We start from the raw sequence: 17,252 nt of genomic DNA on the forward strand, positions 1-17,252 counted from the left end.
TCCTTGGGGATCAGGCTTCCGATAATGCCCAACCAAGCCCCAACACCGCCATCCGATCCGCTGGATCGCATCCAGGGCGCCTTGCTCGGCGTGGCCCTAGCCAACGCCTGGGGCGCGCCCCACGAAGGCGGACCACTCGAAGGACTGCTGTGGCGCGTCATCGGCACCCGTCAGGGCCGCCGACGCTGGACCGACGACACCCAGATGACCTTCGACGTCGCCGCGTCTCTGGCCGAGCTTGGCCGCGTCGACCAAGACGATCTGGCGCGGCGTTTCGCGGGCTCCTATCGCTGGTCGCGCGGCTATGGTCCCGGCGCGGCCAAAATCCTCAAGCGCATCCGACGCGGTCAACACTGGACAGCGGCCTGCCGCGCCGTTTATGCCCAGGGCTCCTTCGGCAATGGCGCGGCGATGCGCGCGGTGCCGATTGGACTCTTCTTCGCCGCTCAGGGCAAGGACGCGATCATCCAGGCCGCTCGGTCCAGCGCCGCGATCACGCACGCGCACCCCCAGGGCCAGGAAGGCGCGGTGCTGATCGCCTTGGTGGCGGGCAGGCTGTTGCGCGGACTCAGCCCAACAGCCCTCTGGACGGACATCCAGGCACAGGATTGGACGCCGGCTGTTGCCGCCAAGCTCTCCCTCGCCGCGCAGTGGTTGCGCCACGACGAACCCATCGCGCCCAAGACCGTCGCCCGGCAACTCGGCCACGCGATCACCGCTGCCGACTCTTGTCCGACCGCCGTCTACATCGCCCTGCGTCATCTGTCCAAGCCCTTCATTGACCTGCTTGAGTTCACCCGCCACGTCGGCGGCGATGTCGACACCATCGGCGCCATGGCCGGTGGGGCGCCGCGCGCGGACTGGGCGCCTTGCCGATGGACCATCTGGCCCAGCTCGAAGACGCCGGCTGTCTGCTGCGCGAGGCGGGTGCGTTCGCGGCCGCCGTGGATGGACATCGATCTCGCCAGAGCTACTGAGGCCCCGAGCCACTGAATCAAGTCGATCAGCCGCCACCCAACCAGCGCGATGCCACGTTTGATTCTGCATGTCGACCTCGATGCCTTCTTCGCGGCCATCGAGCAGCGCGACCACCCCGAATGGCGCGGCCGTCCGCTGGTGGTTGGCGCCCAGCCCGGCGGTCGTGGCGTGGTCGCGACCTGCTCTTATGAGGCGCGCCGTTTCGGCGTGCATTCCGCGATGCCGATCACGCAGGCCGCGCGTCGCTTGCCGCCCGAGACCGTCTATGTGCGCCCGCGCATGGCGCACTATGCCCAAGTCTCCGCGCAGATCATGGCGGTGCTTGCCACCATCTCACCGCAGATCGAGCGGGTCTCGATCGACGAAGCCTATCTCGATGTCTCCGGGCTGACCGCCCTGGTCGGACCACCCCGGGTCATCGGCGAACAGGTCAAGGCCGGCATCCGCCAAGCCGGCGGATTAACCGCCTCGGTCGGCATCGGCCCCAACCGGCTCATCGCCAAGCTGGCCTCCGACTATCACAAACCGGATGGTTTGACGGTGGTGCTGGCGGAGCAAGTAGCGGACTTTCTCGCCCCGATGCCCTTCAACGTCCTGCGCGGCATGGGCGCGAAAACCGCCCCGCGCCTGGCCCGGCTTGGGGTCAAAACCGTTGGGGATGTGCGGGCGCTTTCGCTCGAGACCCTGCGCCAGCATTGCGGCGCGCGGGCAGGCACCCAGTTCTATTACCAGGCACGCGGCATCGCCGATGACCAGCTCTACCCGGAGCGGGAGCGCTTGTCGATCTCCAAGGAAACAACCTTCCCCGAGGATGTCACGGACCCGAGGCAACTTGCCGAGACCCTCCACTGGGCCGCGCGCGAAGTCGCCTGGACCGCGCGCCAGACCGGGCACATCGGACGGGTCGTCACCTTGAAGATCCGTTTCTATCCCTTCGAGACCCATACCCGCTCGCGTTCGCTGAAGGTGCCGACGGCGGATGAGCAGGAGTTGTATCAGATCGCCTGGTCACTGCTCGCGACCGAAGCCGCCTGGGTCGGCCGACCCGTGCGACTCATCGGTCTGGGACTCTCCGGCTGGTCGCCACCCAACACGCGCAAACAGCTTGATTTGTTCGAGACGGCCGAGGCAAGAAGCAAACTAGCGGACAACCCCTTGACGGAGACATTGGATGCAATCCGCCATCGCTTTGGTGCCGAGGCCATTCAGCGCGGGCTGAGCACCCCTCACTACGGTGACTGACGCTGTATTCTGGAGCACCCAAACCGATGCACATCTGGGTCGACGCCGATGCCTGCCCCCATGTCATTAAGGACATCTTGTTCCGCGCCGCCGAGCGCTGCCAGATTCCGCTGACCCTGGTGGCGAATCAGCCATTGCCAACGCCGCCATCGCGTTTCATCAAGAGCCTGCAAGTCCGATCAGGCTTCGATGTGGCCGACCAGGCGATTCTGGATAAGATCCAAACGGGCGATCTGGTCATCACCAGCGATATCCCGCTGGCCGCCGACGTCATTGCCCGGGGCGGTCAGGCGCTGAGTCATCGTGGTGAGTTGTTTACCAGTGAGAACGTCCGTGCGCGACTGAATGTTCGCGATTTCATGGAGACGCTCAGAGCCAGCGGGATCAACACAGGCGGACCACCGGCCTTGAGCCAAGGTGATCGCAAGGCATTTGCTGGGCACCTCGACAGGCTACTGGCAAGTATCCGCCGGGGCGGTAATAAAGCAAGCCGATCAGCATAATGCAGAGCCCGCCGGCTCGACCTCGCAACGGCCATGGCACGCGGAGTCAAACGCACCCGAGTCGGTTCGCCAACCCGGCCCCCATCAAGGCACAGAAGTATTGGCCCGGCAGGCTCAGCTCATGGCTGTGAACATCTGCCTGGCGAACCAGGGCACTCTGAGATGGTGAACAAGGTTATTTGCTGGTTAACCGTCAGCCATGGACAGGGAAACGAGATTCTCCGCAATGGTGAACAAGCCGCCCTGGGGTGGTGAACTGTCTTCCCTGACCTAGGGAACTGCGTTCCCTCCTAGGTAGGGAACCCAAGTCCCTAGGGTAGGGAACCAGGTTCCCCATGGGGTAGGGAACCAAAGACCCTAGAGTAGGGAACCCAATTCCCCACACTGGAGAACCAGGTTCCCTAGACTGGGGAACAGAGGACCCTAGTCTTGTCGGCAAAGACCCTGAGAGTCCAGGGTTGTTCCCTACAGCTCTGAGTGATGCGTCGGCGATACGCGTACGCTCTTGTCTGGGTAAATGGCAGCCAGCAAATAACCGAACCCCTGATCAATCCAGCAATCCGCCTCAGAATCCGACTTCGGCCGGGGTTGTTCTGAACGTGGAAGCCAGTGTGGTTCAGCTAGGGAACTCCGTCGCTGGGGAACGCCGTTCCCTAGTCTCCTCGCGCGCCTATCAGCTAGCAAGCAAGCAATAAAAAATTCACAGAGAATTTTTAATGCTGCTTGCTGATCGCTGACGCGCGCGAGGCGCTCGCCGAGCCTGGCCCGCGCATCGACCGACGCCGAGCTGACGCGGGCCGGACCGCGACGGGACGCGCTGGCCCGAAGCCCCGGAGCGAACCGAATGCGGTCGTGCTGAGCGCCGTCTCGAATTCATGCCCCGCCCCAGACCGCCGCCAGCCTCGAGGCGGAGACGACGCTAGCCCGGACCCCTAGCCAACCCGGCAGACGATCCCCTCCCGATTTTCCCTGGACAGGGCAAGCACGAAAGCTCGGCGATTTCCCGAGGACTCGGTGTCGCTGATTCGCGCCTAATCGCGCAGGCTAACCGGCATTCATCCCACCTGCCGGAGGTCTGTCCCCATGCATCCCCTTGCGCTCCCCCATGGCGTCGACGACCCGCCCTCGCTGCTGCTGTGGCGGCTCGATGAACTCATCCCGCTGGTGCTCATGCTGGTCGTCGGCATGCTCAGCGACCGGCTGCTGATCTTCCTCGCCCTGGGACTGGGTCTGTCGCGGCTCTACGGGCGCTTTCGCGACAGCCGCCCGGATGGCTTCGCGCTGCACTGGGGCTACTGGCACGGGCTGGTTCCGCTCAAGGCCCGGCGCTGCCCCAATCCCTTCACGCGCCGCTTTCAGCCTTGAGGTCGCCCATGGATTTTCATACCCTGACGCGCACCTGGCGCGGCCTGAACGCCGAGAACCGCTTCCACCGCCTGGTCCTGGCGGTGCTCCTGCTCACCAACCTGCTGACCCTGCTCGCCCTGGTCCGCGCCGATCGCACCGTGGTGCTGGTGCCGCCGATTCTGGAAGGCGAGGTCAATATCGCTCGCGACAGCGCCAGCCGCTCGGTCAAGGAAGCCTGGGCGGTGCATGTGGCCGGCCTGCTTGGCAATGTCAGTGCCGGTTCGGCGGACTTCATTCGCGAGGCGCTCGAACCCCTGCTGGCACCCCGCCTGCGCCGGGAGATTCTCACCGTCATTGCCGACCAGGTCGCCGCCATCAAGCGCGAGCGGGTGGCCATGCATTTTTCCCCGGACGCGCTGCGCTATGACCCACCCAGCGACACCTTCTTCGTCACCGGCCAGCAGGTCAGTGCTGGTCCCGGTGCCGAGCCGATCCGGAACCAACGCACCTACGAAATCCAGGTCGGCTTCCAGCATTACCGCCCAGTCATTCGCCACCTGGATGTCTACCCCGGCGGTCCGCGCACGACCGAGCAACCTTGAGGAATTCTCAAATGCCTATCCCATCCCGCCGTCTTGCCCTCGCTGTTCAATCCGTCTTGCTCGGATCGGGCCTCGCCCTGATGAGCCTCGGCTGTGAGGCCGAGAGTCCGTTTCTGCGAGCCAGCGCCGAGACCAGCCCGGAGTCTGGTGCAAAAGACGTCCAACTGGCCTTGCGACCGCGCACCGTGACGGTCGACCTCGGCAGCAATGTCATCCTGGAACTAGCGATTGATCATCTCAACCGCATCGTCACGCCGTTCCGGTCGCCCTCGGTGCGCACGGTCGCGAGTCTGTCGACCGAGGTCGATGGGAACGTCCTCTATGTCGCCACCGCCGATGAAACCCCGGCGACTTTGTACATCACCGATGGCGATGATGCCCAGGCCACGGTCGCGCTGACGCTCGCGCCGCGGCGAGTGCCTCCACGGGAGATTCGTCTGGTCGTGCCGGGACTGGACAGCCGCCGTCAGGCCGCCAGCTCGTCGCCGGCAGCAGCGGAATCGCCATCGACACTGGCGGACCTCCCGCCGGTGGCCACCTGGCGCCAGCCGCAGCACTACATCGATGAGCTGACCCAGGGGTTTCGCGCCCTGGCCTTGGGTGAGGTGCCGGATGGTTACCGGAAAGCGCGCTCCGGTTTCGGGGTGGCCATCCGATGCGGTGGCGGTTTCCAGCTGAACCAAGTCAAGGCATTCGACGGCGATTCACTGCGCTTCCTGACCTCCAGGGTGCGGGCCAAGGGTGACCAACCCGTCGTACTCGATGAGAGCCAATGCCAAGCCTCGGGGAAGGGCACCATTGCCGCCGCCGCCCTCTGGCCCAGCGGTCCGCTGCATCCTGGCGCGGAAGCCACCCTGATGGTCGCGATCGATCCGTCGCGCGAGCCGGTCGGGCGAACGGGTCTACCAGGAGGAGCCCACTAATGGTGGAATTCACGGAACACTGGGAACGCCTGTCCCCGCGCCTGCGTCAGTGGATTACCCTGGGAACCGGTGGCGTGATCGTCGGCTCGCTCGCCCTGTTGATTGCCACCGCCCCACAGGATGACCGCGGCAGCGAGGCGCAGCGCCGGCGCCTTGTGAACAATCTGCTCACCGATGTCGATCCCCGCGACCTTGGTATTGATGGCCTGGGCCGACGCTTGCAAACCCTGGAAGGCGACGTGCGCAAGATCGCCCACAACCTGGAACAGCTTGGCCTGGATGCCGTCGACAACGCGGGCAATCGCGCGACCCTGATGCAGACACTGCGCCGGGAACGCCAGGCGGAGCTGGATGGCTTGAAACGCGAACTGGCGGGCGTGCGGGAGGAACTGAAAAGCCAGCGTTCACTTCCCCCTGGACAGGGAGCCGACGTCTGGGTACCACCATCGCCGCCGGATGTTACCGAGACTCTCGCTGATTCTGAGCCAGAGATTCGCCAACCCGAGCCGCCACCACTCGCTCAGCTGTTCGATGCGCCACGCGCCACTGTCTCCGAGCCAGCCGGCAGCGCCAAACCGGCTGGTCCCGCCCTCAGCATCCGTCACGTCCAGGACGATGCGGCCAAAGCCGCCGGCAAGGATAAGAACCCCGAGGACGCCATCCCGGAAGTCCGCATCCCTGCCGGCAGCATCCTGCAAGGCGTGCTGCTCTCTGGCATGGATGCCCCGACCGGTCGCGCTGCGCGCCAGGATCCCTATCCAGCGCTATTGCGGCTGAAAGACAACGCCATCCTGCCCAATCGTTTCCGCGCCGATATCCGCGAGTGCTTTCTGCTGGTCGGCGGCTACGGGGATCTGGGCTCTGAACGGGTCTATCTGCGCGCCGAGTCCATCAACTGCGTGCGTCGCGATGGGCGAACCATCGAGGTCGCCATCGATGGCTATGCCGTCGGCGAGGACGGCAAGGTCGGTGTGCGCGGGCGACTGGTGAATAAGCAAGGGCAGGTCATCGGACGGGCCATGCAGGTGAGTTTCCTGCAGGGCTTCAGTCAGCTGTTCGGCACAGTTCCAGTCGCCTCGGTTGCGACTGGAGGAACCACCATGCCCTACCAGCAAGTCTTCTCCGGACAAGCCCTGCAAGGCGCGGCCATCGCCGGTACCGGCAAGGCGCTGGATCGCCTCGCCGAGTATTACCTGGATCTGGCCGAGACCATCTTCCCCGTGCTTGAAGTCGATGCCGGGCGTGGGGTGGAGGTCATCCTCAATCGTGGCGTGGGGCTGAAGCTTGATTCGCTTGATCAAAAATAACCCGCACTCGACAGGGATCGTCTGTGCGATCAGCCGATTTCTGGAACCGAAGACAACAGCAACAGTCCCGGTTCCGGCCTGCCGCGGGCTTCGCCGGTCCCATTCAATCACGCTATTCAATCGGTATCACAATGGGGGGAGCATTCGTTATGGGGCTGATGGTGTTGAACGCGTCGGACACTTTTCCGTTGGCCATGTCGAGCCGCGAGATCGCGGAACTGACCGGGAAAACGCATGGCCATGTTCTTCGCGATATCCGAAAGATGTTGAAGAATCTTTATCGTCTGGACGATAAACCAAAACTGGATCAACTTCAAATACAGAGTGTTACGATTGAAAAGGATGATCGTGGCTACATTGCCCGGATCGACCTCGACAAGGATCACACCCTCACGTTGCTCACCGGTTACAACGATCAGGCGCGGTTGCGGGTCGTTCGGCGCTGGCAAGCATTGGAGAAGACCCAAGTCCGGCCTCTCTCTCCAGCCGAGTTGATGATCGCGCATGGGCAGGCGCTGCTCGCGGCCGAACGGGATCAAGCCGAACAAGCGGAGCGGATCGCGCGACTCGAACAGCGGGTCGATTTGATGGGTGGCGATACCGGGTATCGCACGATCACCGCCTACATGAAGCAAAACGGGATTCGGTTACCGATCTCCGAATCGCGCCAGAAAGGGATTGCCGCCGCCAAACTCGCGCGGGAGCGCGGTGAAAGAATCGGCAACATTCCAGATGAGCGCTTCGGTTCGGTGAACAGCTATCCGATCGACGTGTTGGATGAAGTGTTCTCTCTTGCGGGCTAACGCCAGCCTGTCAGAATTGTGACAGCGCCGCGCGCAAGCGGCGAGGAAATCGCTCGATCCTGAGTTCGCGCCAGCCGCCAGAGTGACCATCAACTCCGCTGGGTTGCGAATCGACAGTGCCGGAAACATGGCACTCTTTGGCTCCCAGCCGTGGGCCGCGCCGCTTCATCAAAACGTCACTTAGGTTTGGTTACTTGGAAGGATCGCCAAGGACACCCGGGTCGATTGGTCACTCACGCCGACCCCGCATGCGGGGGCGCTTGCGCGCTGATCTGTCGTCGGGCGCGCTTTGATCGAGAGGCGCGAAAGCTGTGCGCCAATTCGCGGCCAAGAAGGCTGTTCTTGCATGGATCTTGCAGGATCAAGACCATGGCTCGTCCCCTTTGGCATTACATGGTCTGGTATCGCTCGGCCGCCACGGTGCGGCCGGACAATCATTTCTTGCCGCTGCCGGTGACCTTCTACGCAGCGGCGCATTCCGCGCCCTTGCCATCTTGCCGGGAACAAGTGGCTTCGCTGGCGACGACTCACGGGGTTGACCAAGAAAAACAAAGCCCCGTGCGTTAAGTCTCGAACGACGCCAGCCTGAGGTTCTTCGCGGACTTCAAGATGATCCAAAAATGAATCATTTTTAAATACAATGCCTTATCGAGATAAGCAACGATAGGGGCTCTGCGCTCGATCTGATGTTTCCAACGTGCGTCACGCTTGTCGCGTGCGGCTAGTTAAAGGGCGCGTCGCCCATCCCCCGGCGATGCCCACGGCGAAATCGTGGCCATCCTTGAGTGCCTTCGTTGCAGACGATAGCTTGGTCCGTTCTCCGAACGGCAGGCTTCCCGACTCCTTCGCCGGCCTGATCGAACCATGGCCGAGGGATTGGGTAGCCATCGACGACCCAGTCACCGTCAGCCTGCAAGTGACATCGGAATGAGCCGTGCCCAGGATTGAGACGCCGAGTTGAAGGGGAACGGCGAAACCGTACCCCTTCGATTCCCGGCCCACGTCAGAGCATCCTTGAGCCGTCCAGTCGGCCTGTTGCAGCCTCGGTATCCACTCGCCAAATGGATGCAGACAGACCGTACATCCCCCAATGGGGGATGTACGAAAGGTTTTCTCCTAGCAATCCTGAACCAGAAAAGAACGCCTAAGTGCAAGATCCTCGGTCACGATCAAGGCGATACGGCTCGTGTGGAACCGTCAGGAGCAAGCGTCCGGCAAGATCAAGCGCTCCACTGACGCCTGCCAGCCCCCTGATTTATCAGCCTCGCACCGCCAACCTTCGCGCCTCCTCGATATCCTGCATCTGCCGCCTGGTCCAGGGAACCAAGGCGAAGAGTACCAGCGCGATACCCAGCGTCAGCACCGCATTGATCAGATAGGATTCCGCCGGCGAGCGCCCATGGGTGAGCTGAATGATCTGCCCGGCCAGTCCTTGCCCAACCGCCGAGGTCAAAAACCACAGACTCATCACCTGGCTGGCGAAATGCGCTGGGGCCAGGGTTGTCGTGGCTGAAAGTCCCACCGGTGAGAGCATCAACTCCGCCACCGTTTGCAGCACAAAGACCCCGGCGAGCATCCAGAAGGCAGCCTTCACCGGCCCATCGGCCGGGTAAGTCGCAAACAGCCAGGACATGATGGCCGCCGAAAGCCCGATCAGCAGCACCGCGCTGGCAAACTTAAATGGCGTCGAAGGAAACCGCCCGGCGCGTCGGGTGAACAACCAGCCAAACAGCGGTGCCAGAATGACGATACTGATCGGATTGACGGTCTGATACCACTCCGGGTCGATGCGGAAAGCACCCACCGACAGTTCAGTGTTGGCCTCGGCAAAGAGGGCCATGTAACCGGCCGCTTGCTCGAACACCATCCAGAACAGACAGGCGCCAATGAACAGTGGCAGATAGGCGCGCACATGGCGCCGGTCACTGGCGCTGGAGCGCGGATGCCTCAGCATGGCGCGGAAATAGACCGCTGAGGCCAACAACGCCAGCGCAAAGACCGCATCATTGACCCGCGCCGGCTGGGCGCTCGCCTCCCAACCGCGCAGCACTCCAGTCAGCAGATAGAGCAACCCAATGCCGCCGAGCAGTCCCACCACCTGCCAGGGTAGCCGCCGGCGCGCGTCCGGGCTGAGCGGATTGGGAACCGCATCGCCCGCGCCATGCAGGGTGCGGGTAAAACCGATATAGACCGACAATGCCACCGCCATCCCAGCCGCCGCGGCGGCAAAGCCGGCATGGAAGCCCCAGCGCTGCTTGAGAAAGGCCACTACGAAAGGCGCCAGTAAAGCCCCAAGGTTGATGGCCAGATAAAACAGCTGAAAGCCGCCGTCGCGACGAGGGTCGGACGGCGCATAAAGCGCACCGACCATGGTCGAAATATTCGGCTTCAGCAGCCCGCTGCCGAGCGCGATCAAGGCGAGTCCCGACCAGGAGAACGCCGGAATGCCCGGCACCGCCATGCATAGATGCCCGGCCATGATGACCATGCCGCCATAGAGCGTCGTGCTACGCGCGCCGAGCAAGCGATCTGCTAGAAAGCCGCCCACCACCGAAAGCAAATAGACGGAGGCGCCATAGGTGGCCACCACCACGGCTGCCGTCGCCTCATGCAGTCCAAGCCCGCCCTCGGCGATGGTGGCATAGAGGTAGTAGGCCAGAATGGCCCGCATGCCGTAGTAGGAAAAGCGCTCCCACAACTCGACATTGAACAGCATCGCCAGCCCGCTCGGATGGCCGAGAAAGCGGCGGTTGTCGCCGGCGGCGAGGGAGCGTTCGGCCGGCGTGGGGGAGGGCGGTTGCAGGTCGGTCATGGAATCAGGCGTGCTCGGATCAAAAGGGTGCCATCCGCCAATCGTATGCTGATGGATCCATCCGGCGTGCTATGCAGGTGCTAGACTGGCGGGTCTGATCCGCGACCATAATGCGCAATCATGCTGCTGTCACTGCCAACAGCCATCATTCATCTGCTAACGGTCAGCGAATGGCTGGCGGCCATTTTGCTTCTGCGTCGGTATGCCGTCGTGGCGGGTTTTCCGCGGCTGAAGGTCTTCGCCCATGCCATGCTGCCGCACCTGGTGGCGGGTCTCTTGGTGCTGAGTTTCCATGCCAGCGGTGACCGCGTCCAGTGGCTGCTGGAAGGATCGCGACTCATGACCTTCCTGGGCAGCCTCTCGCTCCTTTGCGCGACCCTGCTGATGCTGCGCACCCAGCGCGTCTCCCCCCTTTGGTTCGCGGGCGCGCTGCTGGCGTTGGGGCTGGCCTGGGGTTTGAGCCGGCTGTGGGTCGCGGATGGCCTGTCCGCTTTGCTCCCCGGTGCGAATCTGGCGTATCTCGGCTTTCTGGTGTTGCTCTTGGTGGTGCATCACCAAAGTCCCAGTCTGTTCTCGTCTTGGAGCATCGCGGGATTCTGGTTTCTGCTGGTTTTCGTCGCCGGGGCGATTGTCGCCACGTGGGTGGCGACCGTTCAACTTGGCCTGCCGAGCCTCGCCCATGCCGATGCGCTCCATGGCGCGAGTGAAAGCCTGCTGTCCGTCAGTAATTTTCTGATCGCGTTCGGCGCTTATCGGCGTTTGCGGTTGGCAAAACCTCAGTCCGCGATCAAGGCTGGACCGTCCGCGCTTGACGCATCAGCTCCGGTAATTGACCTGCCATCGAATCAGTCCACAATCCCATGACGCGCCCGTTTATTATTGTCCTGGCGGTTGCGATGCTGCTCGCGCCGACACTCTCCCGAGCCGGCGAGGCGCTGCCGCTGACTCTGCTGCACTTCAACGACTTTCACGGTCAGCTCGATCCGGTGGAAGATCAAGGGGACTCGTCGACCAAGGGTCAGCACCTGGGCGGGATCGCCCGACTCGCCGGGCTGGTGGACTCCATCCGCAAAGAAGATCCAACCCGGCCGGTGGTGCTGCTCTTCGGTGGTGATCTCCTTCAGGGCACCGTCACCTCGACGGTTTTTCTTGGCCTCCCGGATATCCAGATTCTGACCGAGATCGGCGTGGATGCCGCTGTGATGGGCAATCATGAGCTGGATTACGGCCAAGCCGTCTTCCGCCAGATTCTCGCCACCGCCGGCTTTCCCATCCTGGCCGCCAACCTTGAGGTCACGCCGATTCCCTTTCCAACGCCGGCGACCCTGATCCTGCATCCGCCGAATGGCCCGCGTATCGGCATCCTCGGCCTGGTCACCGAGGAACTGACCACCACCACCCATCCACGCAACACCAGCGGAATTGCCATGCGATCCGCCGAAGAGATCGCCGCCGGCTGGGTGCCGTGGCTGCGCGCGCGCTCGGATCTCGTCGTGGTCCTGTCGCACCTAGGGCTTGCCGCCGACCACCAACTTGCCCGAACCGTTCCGGGAATCGATCTGATCGTTGGCGGGCATAATCATCGCCTGCTCAAACAGCCGGAAATCGAACAAGGCGTCGCGATCCTCCAAGCCGGCGCGCGCGGACAATATCTGGGGCGTCTCGATCTGGTGGTTCAAGACGGACAGATCGACATCCAGGGCTACCAAGCCATCCCGGTCGACGACCGCGCCCCCGAGGACGCATCCGTCGCCGCGCGGGTTGCCGAGCTGAACGCGCGTCTCGCCGAAGAGATCGAGGTGGTCGTTGGCCACAACGCGCGCCGGCTCGACGCCAGCCGCGCGGTCATCCGCCGCAGCGAAAGCAACTTCGGCGACTGGGTGGGCGATCTGGCCCGCGCCCAGACCGGGGCCGATGTGGCCTTGTTCAACGCCGGCACCTTCCGCGCCAGCTTGCCGGCCGGAGAGGTGCGGCTGCGCGATCTCCACCAGGCCTTTCCATTCGGGAACGAACTGGTCACCGCCACCATCAGCGGAGCCAGGCTCCAGCAGGTGCTGAACCGTTCCGCCGCCCTCGACCCGCGGGATGACCCCGGCGGCTTTCTCCAGGTCTCCGGCGTGCGCCTGGTGATCGCGGACGGCATTGCCCAAGACATCCAGATCGGCGGCAAGCCGCTGGACAGAGACGCCGACTACCGGCTGGTGATGCCGGATTTCCTGGCCGCTGGTGGCGACGGCTATGCCGAACTCAAGGACTTACCGGATGCGACGGAGACCGGGCTTCTCATTTTGGATCTGGTGACCGATGCCTTTCGCCAGCAAGGTCAGGTGGATGTTGGGATCGACGGGCGATTAGTGCGCCGCTGAAGCGCCCCTGGAATGCCTGAGTTCCGTCAAATGTTCCCGATGCTTCGCCGCTTGCGAGGCGAAGGCATCGGGTCTAGACTTTCACATTCGCGGATGCTCCAGGCAACCGTTTCCATCATGCTCCGCTGTCAGGATAACGCCTTGCGTCCCACCATGCTCACCGTCGCGATCACATCCACCGCTGCCGATTCCCAATCAGGCGGCCCGGTGGTTCTGCGCGCGCGTGATTGTGCAGGCGCGTTCCCCGCCCATCAACGCCATACATCACCGCGCCGCTGTCACCTCAACCGCCGACCCTGCGGCAAAACACCAGCGCGCACGTGCTGATCGCCTGACCGGTCACCCCGTCAGTCGATCTGGCGGGGTTGAGCAACACCGGAGTGTCCAGGCTTCCCTCCCGAAACCACCTGTTCGCAACGCCATCCCCGCCGTGGTTTGGCTGCCTTGGCCCATTCATGGTCAATGGCGGTTCGATCATCTCGGCGTCCATCTTGTTCCAAGATGCGCCGGATCAACCAGGCCGCTCACAGGCGGCGAGGAGGACAACATGCCCATTCGGAAGGTCTTCACTGAGGGCGCCAAGCCCGTCAAGGTCTGGACCGACGATATCGATGCGCGCTCACAAGCACAGCTCGTCAATATCTCGACCCTGCCGTTCATCCACAAGCATGTCGCCGCCATGCCTGACGTGCATCTGGGCATTGGCGCTACCATCGGCAGCGTCATCGCGACCGACAAGGCCATTATCCCGGCCGCTGTCGGTGTCGATATCGGCTGCGGCATGGCCGCCGCGCGCACCTCGCTGACCGCCGAGCAGATCGACGAGAAGGCGCTGAAAAAGCTCTTCGACCAGATCAGCCGCGATGTCCCGGTCGGGCGCGCGCAGCACAAGGACGACCGCGCGCTGACCGACGCCGCCGCGCCCTTCGCCGCGCCGCTCAAGGCGATGACCGACAAACACCCGCAATTGCTCAAGGCGTTCGGGCGCTTCTCCAACTGGGTCAACCAGATCGGCACCCTGGGTGGGGGCAATCACTTCATCGAGGTCTGTCTGGACGAGTCCAACCGCGTCTGGGTGATGCTGCATTCTGGCAGTCGCGGGATTGGCAACGCCATCGGCCATTACTTCATCGAGCTGGCCCGCCGCGACATGGAGCGCTGGATGATTCAGCTGCCGGACCGGGACCTGGCCTATCTGCCCGAGGGCACCGAACATTTCGATGACTATGTCGAGGCCGTGTCCTGGGCGCAATCCTATGCGCGGGAGAATCGCGATCAGATGATGCGCCTGGTTTTAGCTGCACTTGCGCGGCATCTGCCGGAGTTCAGCGTCACCGAGGAAGTGGTCAACTGCCACCACAACTATGTGGATCGCGAGAACCACTTCGGCGCCAATGTCTGGGTCACCCGCAAGGGCGCCATCCGCGCCCGCGAAGGTGATCTTGGCATCATCCCCGGCAGCATGGGCGCGAAAAGTTACATCGTGCGCGGCAAGGGCAACCCCGAGAGCTTCTGCTCCTGCGCCCACGGCGCGGGGCGGCGGATGAGCCGGACCGCTGCCGAAAAGCAGTTCAAGCCAGCCGACCTGGTCGCGCAGACCCAGGGTGTGATGTGTCGCAAGGACAAAGGGGTGCTCGATGAAATCCCTGGCGCCTACAAGGACATCGACCAGGTGATGGCCAACCAGAGCGACCTGGTCGAGGTGGTGCATACCTTGAAGCAGCTGGTGTGCGTGAAGGGATGAGCCAAGCAAGGCGGTGAGGTGGATGGGGGTCAATCGCCGCCGCCATCGCCCCCGTCACCACCGCCGTCGAACCAATCCCCACCATCGCCGCCGAATCCGTCGCCAGCTCCCGGCCCCAAGCGGGAGACGAGCTTGACCAGCAGCACAAGGATGGCTATTCCGAACAGAATTGGACAGAGGGCGCCCCTGAGCCAATCACTGGAAAACAGATCCATGCAGTGAAAGGACCAGGCGGCGATGACAAGCCAGAGGATAACCGCCATGATTGCTTCCCGATGTCGACGAGACGCCATCAGCGCCGCTGTCTCGCGGACCTTAGCTGTTGAGGATAAACGTGAAAATCATTCTTCTGGGTAATGCCGGTTCCGGCAAGAGCACCTTCTCTAGGAGGTTGCGCGCCCGCGAGCCGGCCGCTTGTCTGTCGCTCGATACCGTCGCCTTCGCGGATGGCCCGACACGGCGTCCGCTTGCGGACAGCATCGCCGCCGTGCGGCAGTTTATCGCCACGCATGAGAGCTGGATCATCGAAGGCTGCTACTCCGATATTCTCGAGCCGATCCTGGCAGAATGCGAGGAACTGATCTTCCTCAACCCCGACATCGAGGTCTGTGTCGCGCATTGTCGCGCACGCCCGTGGGAACCAGAGAAATTTCCCTCTCCAGAGGCGCAGAACGCGAACCTGGACAACTTGATCGACTGGGTTCGCGCCTATGAGACCCGGGAGGATGAGTATGGACTCGCGCGGCATCGGCAGCTGTACAACAGCTTTCGCGGCAAGAAGCGCGAGTTCCAGAATCCTGCCGACTACGTCGGTGTTTAAGTGCCGCGTGCTTGAGCGCATTCGAGCGACACACCACTGCGTGACCCCAGACCGAGCATCCCAAAATACCAACTGACAGCCTGACCACGCAGTTGAACAGGCGAGGGGAACGGTCTGCGAAAATAGCATCACCGTTTTGCGCTTGAGCGAAGGGTTGAAGACCCGATTGGAGGATTGATCTTTGGCCCTAAAGCAGCCTGCTCGCGTTATCTCCGAGGGGCCTTTCTACTAGGTGGTAGGTCAGTTGCGACCCAAACCGGCCATAACGCAACAAAGAATCCGAACTGAACTGTGGCGAGGCGGATTCAGCGTCCCGGCGTGGAGCAATGATGAGTGTTATCCGTGCCCTGATGCTGAACACTTCAGCGTCGGAGACTCCCGCATCAACATCCGTTCAGGTCAAACCCATCGCGAGTGGTGGCCTGCCAGCTTGGTTGCTGATCATGACGATAGAGCGGCAATAACAGTCGGCCGACGATGATGCCGAGATAGCCTCACACGCGTCTGTTCGAGACTGCTCTTTGCGATCAGAATCATGGGTCACCCGGTTGCGGCCAGGCGCCTATCCTGGTTGCTATGAAGAGACCGCATAGTAACGTCGGTTTCTCCAAATAATTCAGGTCCCTGCGGGAGTCGTGCGCGCGCCGAATCGATAGGAGCGCGGCGTCTGGCCTGCCCAGCGCTTGAACGCCCTGGTGAAACCGCTTTGGTCGGCGAAACCCGTCAGGAAGGCGACTTCGGCAAGACTATAGTCGGTTTCCGCGAGCAACCGTTGGGCAAGATCCTTGCGAGCCATGTCGACCACACCCTGAAACGAATGGCCCTGCTCAGAAAGCCGTCTCTGCAGCGTTCGCGCACTCATCGCGAGTTCCGAGGCGATGGAAGACACTGTGGGCACACCCTCACTGAGTAGATTCGCAACGGCGCGCCGTACCCGAAGTTCGAGGTGACTCTCTTGGGTTAGCGACGCCAGTTGCTGCTCGAGATGGCGATCAAAGAACCCCACGATCGTCTCGTCACCGAGTCGATTTGGCGCATCAAGACTCTCTTTACTGACTAAGAGGGCATCGCGCCTGGATTCAAAGTAAACAGGGCACCCAAAATGTGCTTCATAAACCGAGATATCTCCTCTCGGTACGTGCTTGAAATGGACCGCCAGAGGCACGAAGGCCCTTGAGCTCACTTCTCTGCTAATCGTGTCGACGGCCGACAGGCTCGCTTCGTTCGACAGCAGCATGCCTAGCCGGCCATCGCCAGCCTTATCAAGGTTAAAGAACAGACCGTCGCAGGTGCTCTCAAGCGAGTAGGTCTCTGCAGCCCCAAGAACATGGCCATACCGTTCTGCTCTCACGAAGGAGCCACGCAGATTTGGCGCGGATTTCCAGGCGAGACCAAAGGCGCCGTAATCGTCGCTGCGCATGGCCGCACCGATGCGGAGGGGGAGCGCGAGACCATTTGGATCCCGGTGGGCCAGTGCGGCAAAGAAATCGTAGTACTCAGCCGACGACACCATGCGGGTCGGATCGATCGGTCCCTCAGGGTCAAGGCCAAACTGTTTGACAAGGTCCGCGGTGTCAACACCGGGGCTCGCCTGGCCGACGACCTTGTAGACATAGAGAGAGGTGAGCTGGCTCATTCGAAAACCCCGACGAAGAGAGACAAGAGATTCGTGTCCGACGCTTCAGAACAGATGGCGCAAAATCCGACTTGGCGCACCTGGCCAAAATTTTGGCAGTACCGGCAAAGAACCAAATCCTCTGGTTCAAGATCATGTGCTCTCACGTTCACCAACCTCTGGGAGTAAT

16 protein-coding genes are annotated in these 17,252 nt (G+C 62.6%); 13 read left to right on the forward strand and 3 right to left on the reverse strand.

Going from position 1 to position 17,252, the window contains the following annotated elements; translation table 11 throughout:
- Positions 1–24: 24 nt before the first annotated feature.
- The 9 genes from Thiosp_RS10250 (at position 25) to Thiosp_RS10290 (ending at position 8,272) form a co-directional block, all read left to right on the forward strand.
- Positions 25–993 (forward strand): ADP-ribosylglycohydrolase family protein, encoded by a 969-nt coding sequence (locus tag Thiosp_RS10250; RefSeq protein ID WP_201065803.1) that lies wholly within the window; start codon positions 25–27, stop codon positions 991–993.
- Positions 994–1,026: 33 nt separating this feature from the next.
- Positions 1,027–2,220, forward strand: a complete 1,194-nt coding sequence (gene dinB, locus Thiosp_RS10255) for a DNA polymerase IV (protein WP_201065805.1) — start codon at positions 1,027–1,029, stop codon at positions 2,218–2,220.
- A 26-nt stretch (positions 2,221–2,246) separates the two neighbouring features.
- Complete coding sequence (locus Thiosp_RS10260; protein ID WP_201065807.1) at positions 2,247–2,723, forward strand: YaiI/YqxD family protein; 477 nt, start codon at positions 2,247–2,249, stop codon at positions 2,721–2,723.
- 1,083 nt (positions 2,724–3,806) lie between these two features.
- Positions 3,807–4,088: a type IV conjugative transfer system protein TraL gene (traL, locus tag Thiosp_RS10265; RefSeq protein WP_201067373.1), complete on the forward strand. Its 282-nt coding sequence runs from the start codon at positions 3,807–3,809 to the stop codon at positions 4,086–4,088.
- Between the two features lie 8 nt (positions 4,089–4,096).
- Positions 4,097–4,672, forward strand: coding sequence for a TraE/TraK family type IV conjugative transfer system protein (locus tag Thiosp_RS10270; protein ID WP_201067371.1), 576 nt, complete (start codon positions 4,097–4,099; stop codon positions 4,670–4,672).
- 11 nt (positions 4,673–4,683) lie between these two features.
- Positions 4,684–5,595, forward strand: a complete 912-nt coding sequence (locus Thiosp_RS10275; protein ID WP_201067369.1) for a TraK domain-containing protein — start codon at positions 4,684–4,686, stop codon at positions 5,593–5,595.
- Entirely contained in the window at positions 5,595–6,902 is a 1,308-nt protein-coding gene (locus Thiosp_RS10280; protein ID WP_201067367.1) for a TraB/VirB10 family protein, read from the forward strand. The genes Thiosp_RS10275 and Thiosp_RS10280 overlap by 1 nt, the downstream gene beginning before the upstream one ends.
- A gap of 149 nt (positions 6,903–7,051) precedes the next feature.
- On the forward strand, positions 7,052–7,705 hold the full coding sequence (locus Thiosp_RS10285; protein WP_201067365.1) for a Rha family transcriptional regulator: 654 nt from the start codon (positions 7,052–7,054) through the stop codon (positions 7,703–7,705).
- 369 nt (positions 7,706–8,074) lie between these two features.
- Entirely contained in the window at positions 8,075–8,272 is a 198-nt protein-coding gene (locus Thiosp_RS10290; RefSeq protein ID WP_323697029.1) for a hypothetical protein, read from the forward strand.
- Between the two features lie 691 nt (positions 8,273–8,963).
- Here the strand turns inward: Thiosp_RS10290 and Thiosp_RS10295 are convergent.
- A complete protein-coding gene (locus Thiosp_RS10295; protein WP_201065147.1) occupies positions 8,964–10,517 on the reverse strand; it encodes a peptide MFS transporter in 1,554 nt (517 codons plus the stop codon).
- A 120-nt stretch (positions 10,518–10,637) separates the two neighbouring features.
- On the opposite strand from Thiosp_RS10295, the gene Thiosp_RS10300 reads away from it, so the two are divergent.
- From Thiosp_RS10300 to Thiosp_RS10310, 3 genes are all read left to right on the forward strand, one after another.
- Positions 10,638–11,381, forward strand: coding sequence for a DUF3593 domain-containing protein (locus Thiosp_RS10300; RefSeq protein WP_323697030.1), 744 nt, complete (start codon positions 10,638–10,640; stop codon positions 11,379–11,381).
- Positions 11,378–12,883 (forward strand): bifunctional metallophosphatase/5'-nucleotidase, encoded by a 1,506-nt coding sequence (locus tag Thiosp_RS10305; RefSeq protein WP_201066346.1) that lies wholly within the window; start codon positions 11,378–11,380, stop codon positions 12,881–12,883. The genes Thiosp_RS10300 and Thiosp_RS10305 overlap by 4 nt, the downstream gene beginning before the upstream one ends.
- A 547-nt stretch (positions 12,884–13,430) precedes the next feature.
- A complete protein-coding gene (locus Thiosp_RS10310; RefSeq protein ID WP_201066349.1) occupies positions 13,431–14,627 on the forward strand; it encodes an RtcB family protein in 1,197 nt (398 codons plus the stop codon).
- Between the two features lie 29 nt (positions 14,628–14,656).
- Here Thiosp_RS10310 and Thiosp_RS10315 read toward each other — a convergent pair whose 3' ends face one another.
- Positions 14,657–14,890: a hypothetical protein gene (locus Thiosp_RS10315; protein WP_201066351.1), complete on the reverse strand. Its 234-nt coding sequence runs from the start codon at positions 14,888–14,890 to the stop codon at positions 14,657–14,659.
- 71 nt (positions 14,891–14,961) lie between these two features.
- Between Thiosp_RS10315 and Thiosp_RS10320 the strand changes: the two genes are divergently transcribed.
- Positions 14,962–15,447 carry a P-loop NTPase family protein gene (locus tag Thiosp_RS10320; protein WP_201066352.1) on the forward strand — a complete coding sequence of 162 codons (486 nt, stop codon included), beginning with the start codon at positions 14,962–14,964 and terminating at the stop codon, positions 15,445–15,447.
- A gap of 616 nt (positions 15,448–16,063) precedes the next feature.
- On the opposite strand, the gene Thiosp_RS10325 is transcribed toward Thiosp_RS10320, so the two are convergent.
- Complete coding sequence (locus Thiosp_RS10325) at positions 16,064–17,083, reverse strand: AraC family transcriptional regulator (RefSeq protein ID WP_201066354.1); 1,020 nt, start codon at positions 17,081–17,083, stop codon at positions 16,064–16,066.
- Positions 17,084–17,252: the final 169 nt, after the last annotated feature.

The organism is Thiorhodovibrio litoralis, from assembly GCF_033954455.1.
GTDB lineage: Bacteria > Pseudomonadota > Gammaproteobacteria > Chromatiales > Chromatiaceae > Thiorhodovibrio > Thiorhodovibrio litoralis.

What these genes read in the sequence shown, in the direction of transcription:
- Thiosp_RS10250 (WP_201065803.1), top strand. Translation starts at nt 25, where the DNA reads ATGCCCAACCAAGCCCCAACACCGCCATCCGATCCGCTGGATCGCATC.
- dinB (WP_201065805.1), top strand. Translation starts at nt 1,027, where the DNA reads ATGCCACGTTTGATTCTGCATGTCGACCTCGATGCCTTCTTCGCGGCC.
- Thiosp_RS10260 (WP_201065807.1), top strand. Translation starts at nt 2,247, where the DNA reads ATGCACATCTGGGTCGACGCCGATGCCTGCCCCCATGTCATTAAGGAC.
- traL (WP_201067373.1), top strand. Translation starts at nt 3,807, where the DNA reads ATGCATCCCCTTGCGCTCCCCCATGGCGTCGACGACCCGCCCTCGCTG.
- Thiosp_RS10270 (WP_201067371.1), top strand. Translation starts at nt 4,097, where the DNA reads ATGGATTTTCATACCCTGACGCGCACCTGGCGCGGCCTGAACGCCGAG.
- Thiosp_RS10275 (WP_201067369.1), top strand. Translation starts at nt 4,684, where the DNA reads ATGCCTATCCCATCCCGCCGTCTTGCCCTCGCTGTTCAATCCGTCTTG.
- Thiosp_RS10280 (WP_201067367.1), top strand. Translation starts at nt 5,595, where the DNA reads ATGGTGGAATTCACGGAACACTGGGAACGCCTGTCCCCGCGCCTGCGT.
- Thiosp_RS10285 (WP_201067365.1), top strand. Translation starts at nt 7,052, where the DNA reads ATGGGGCTGATGGTGTTGAACGCGTCGGACACTTTTCCGTTGGCCATG.
- Thiosp_RS10290 (WP_323697029.1), top strand. Translation starts at nt 8,075, where the DNA reads ATGGCTCGTCCCCTTTGGCATTACATGGTCTGGTATCGCTCGGCCGCC.
- Thiosp_RS10295 (WP_201065147.1), bottom strand. Translation starts at nt 10,517, where the DNA reads ATGACCGACCTGCAACCGCCCTCCCCCACGCCGGCCGAACGCTCCCTC.
- Thiosp_RS10300 (WP_323697030.1), top strand. Translation starts at nt 10,638, where the DNA reads ATGCTGCTGTCACTGCCAACAGCCATCATTCATCTGCTAACGGTCAGC.
- Thiosp_RS10305 (WP_201066346.1), top strand. Translation starts at nt 11,378, where the DNA reads ATGACGCGCCCGTTTATTATTGTCCTGGCGGTTGCGATGCTGCTCGCG.
- Thiosp_RS10310 (WP_201066349.1), top strand. Translation starts at nt 13,431, where the DNA reads ATGCCCATTCGGAAGGTCTTCACTGAGGGCGCCAAGCCCGTCAAGGTC.
- Thiosp_RS10315 (WP_201066351.1), bottom strand. Translation starts at nt 14,890, where the DNA reads ATGGCGGTTATCCTCTGGCTTGTCATCGCCGCCTGGTCCTTTCACTGC.
- Thiosp_RS10325 (WP_201066354.1), bottom strand. Translation starts at nt 17,083, where the DNA reads ATGAGCCAGCTCACCTCTCTCTATGTCTACAAGGTCGTCGGCCAGGCG.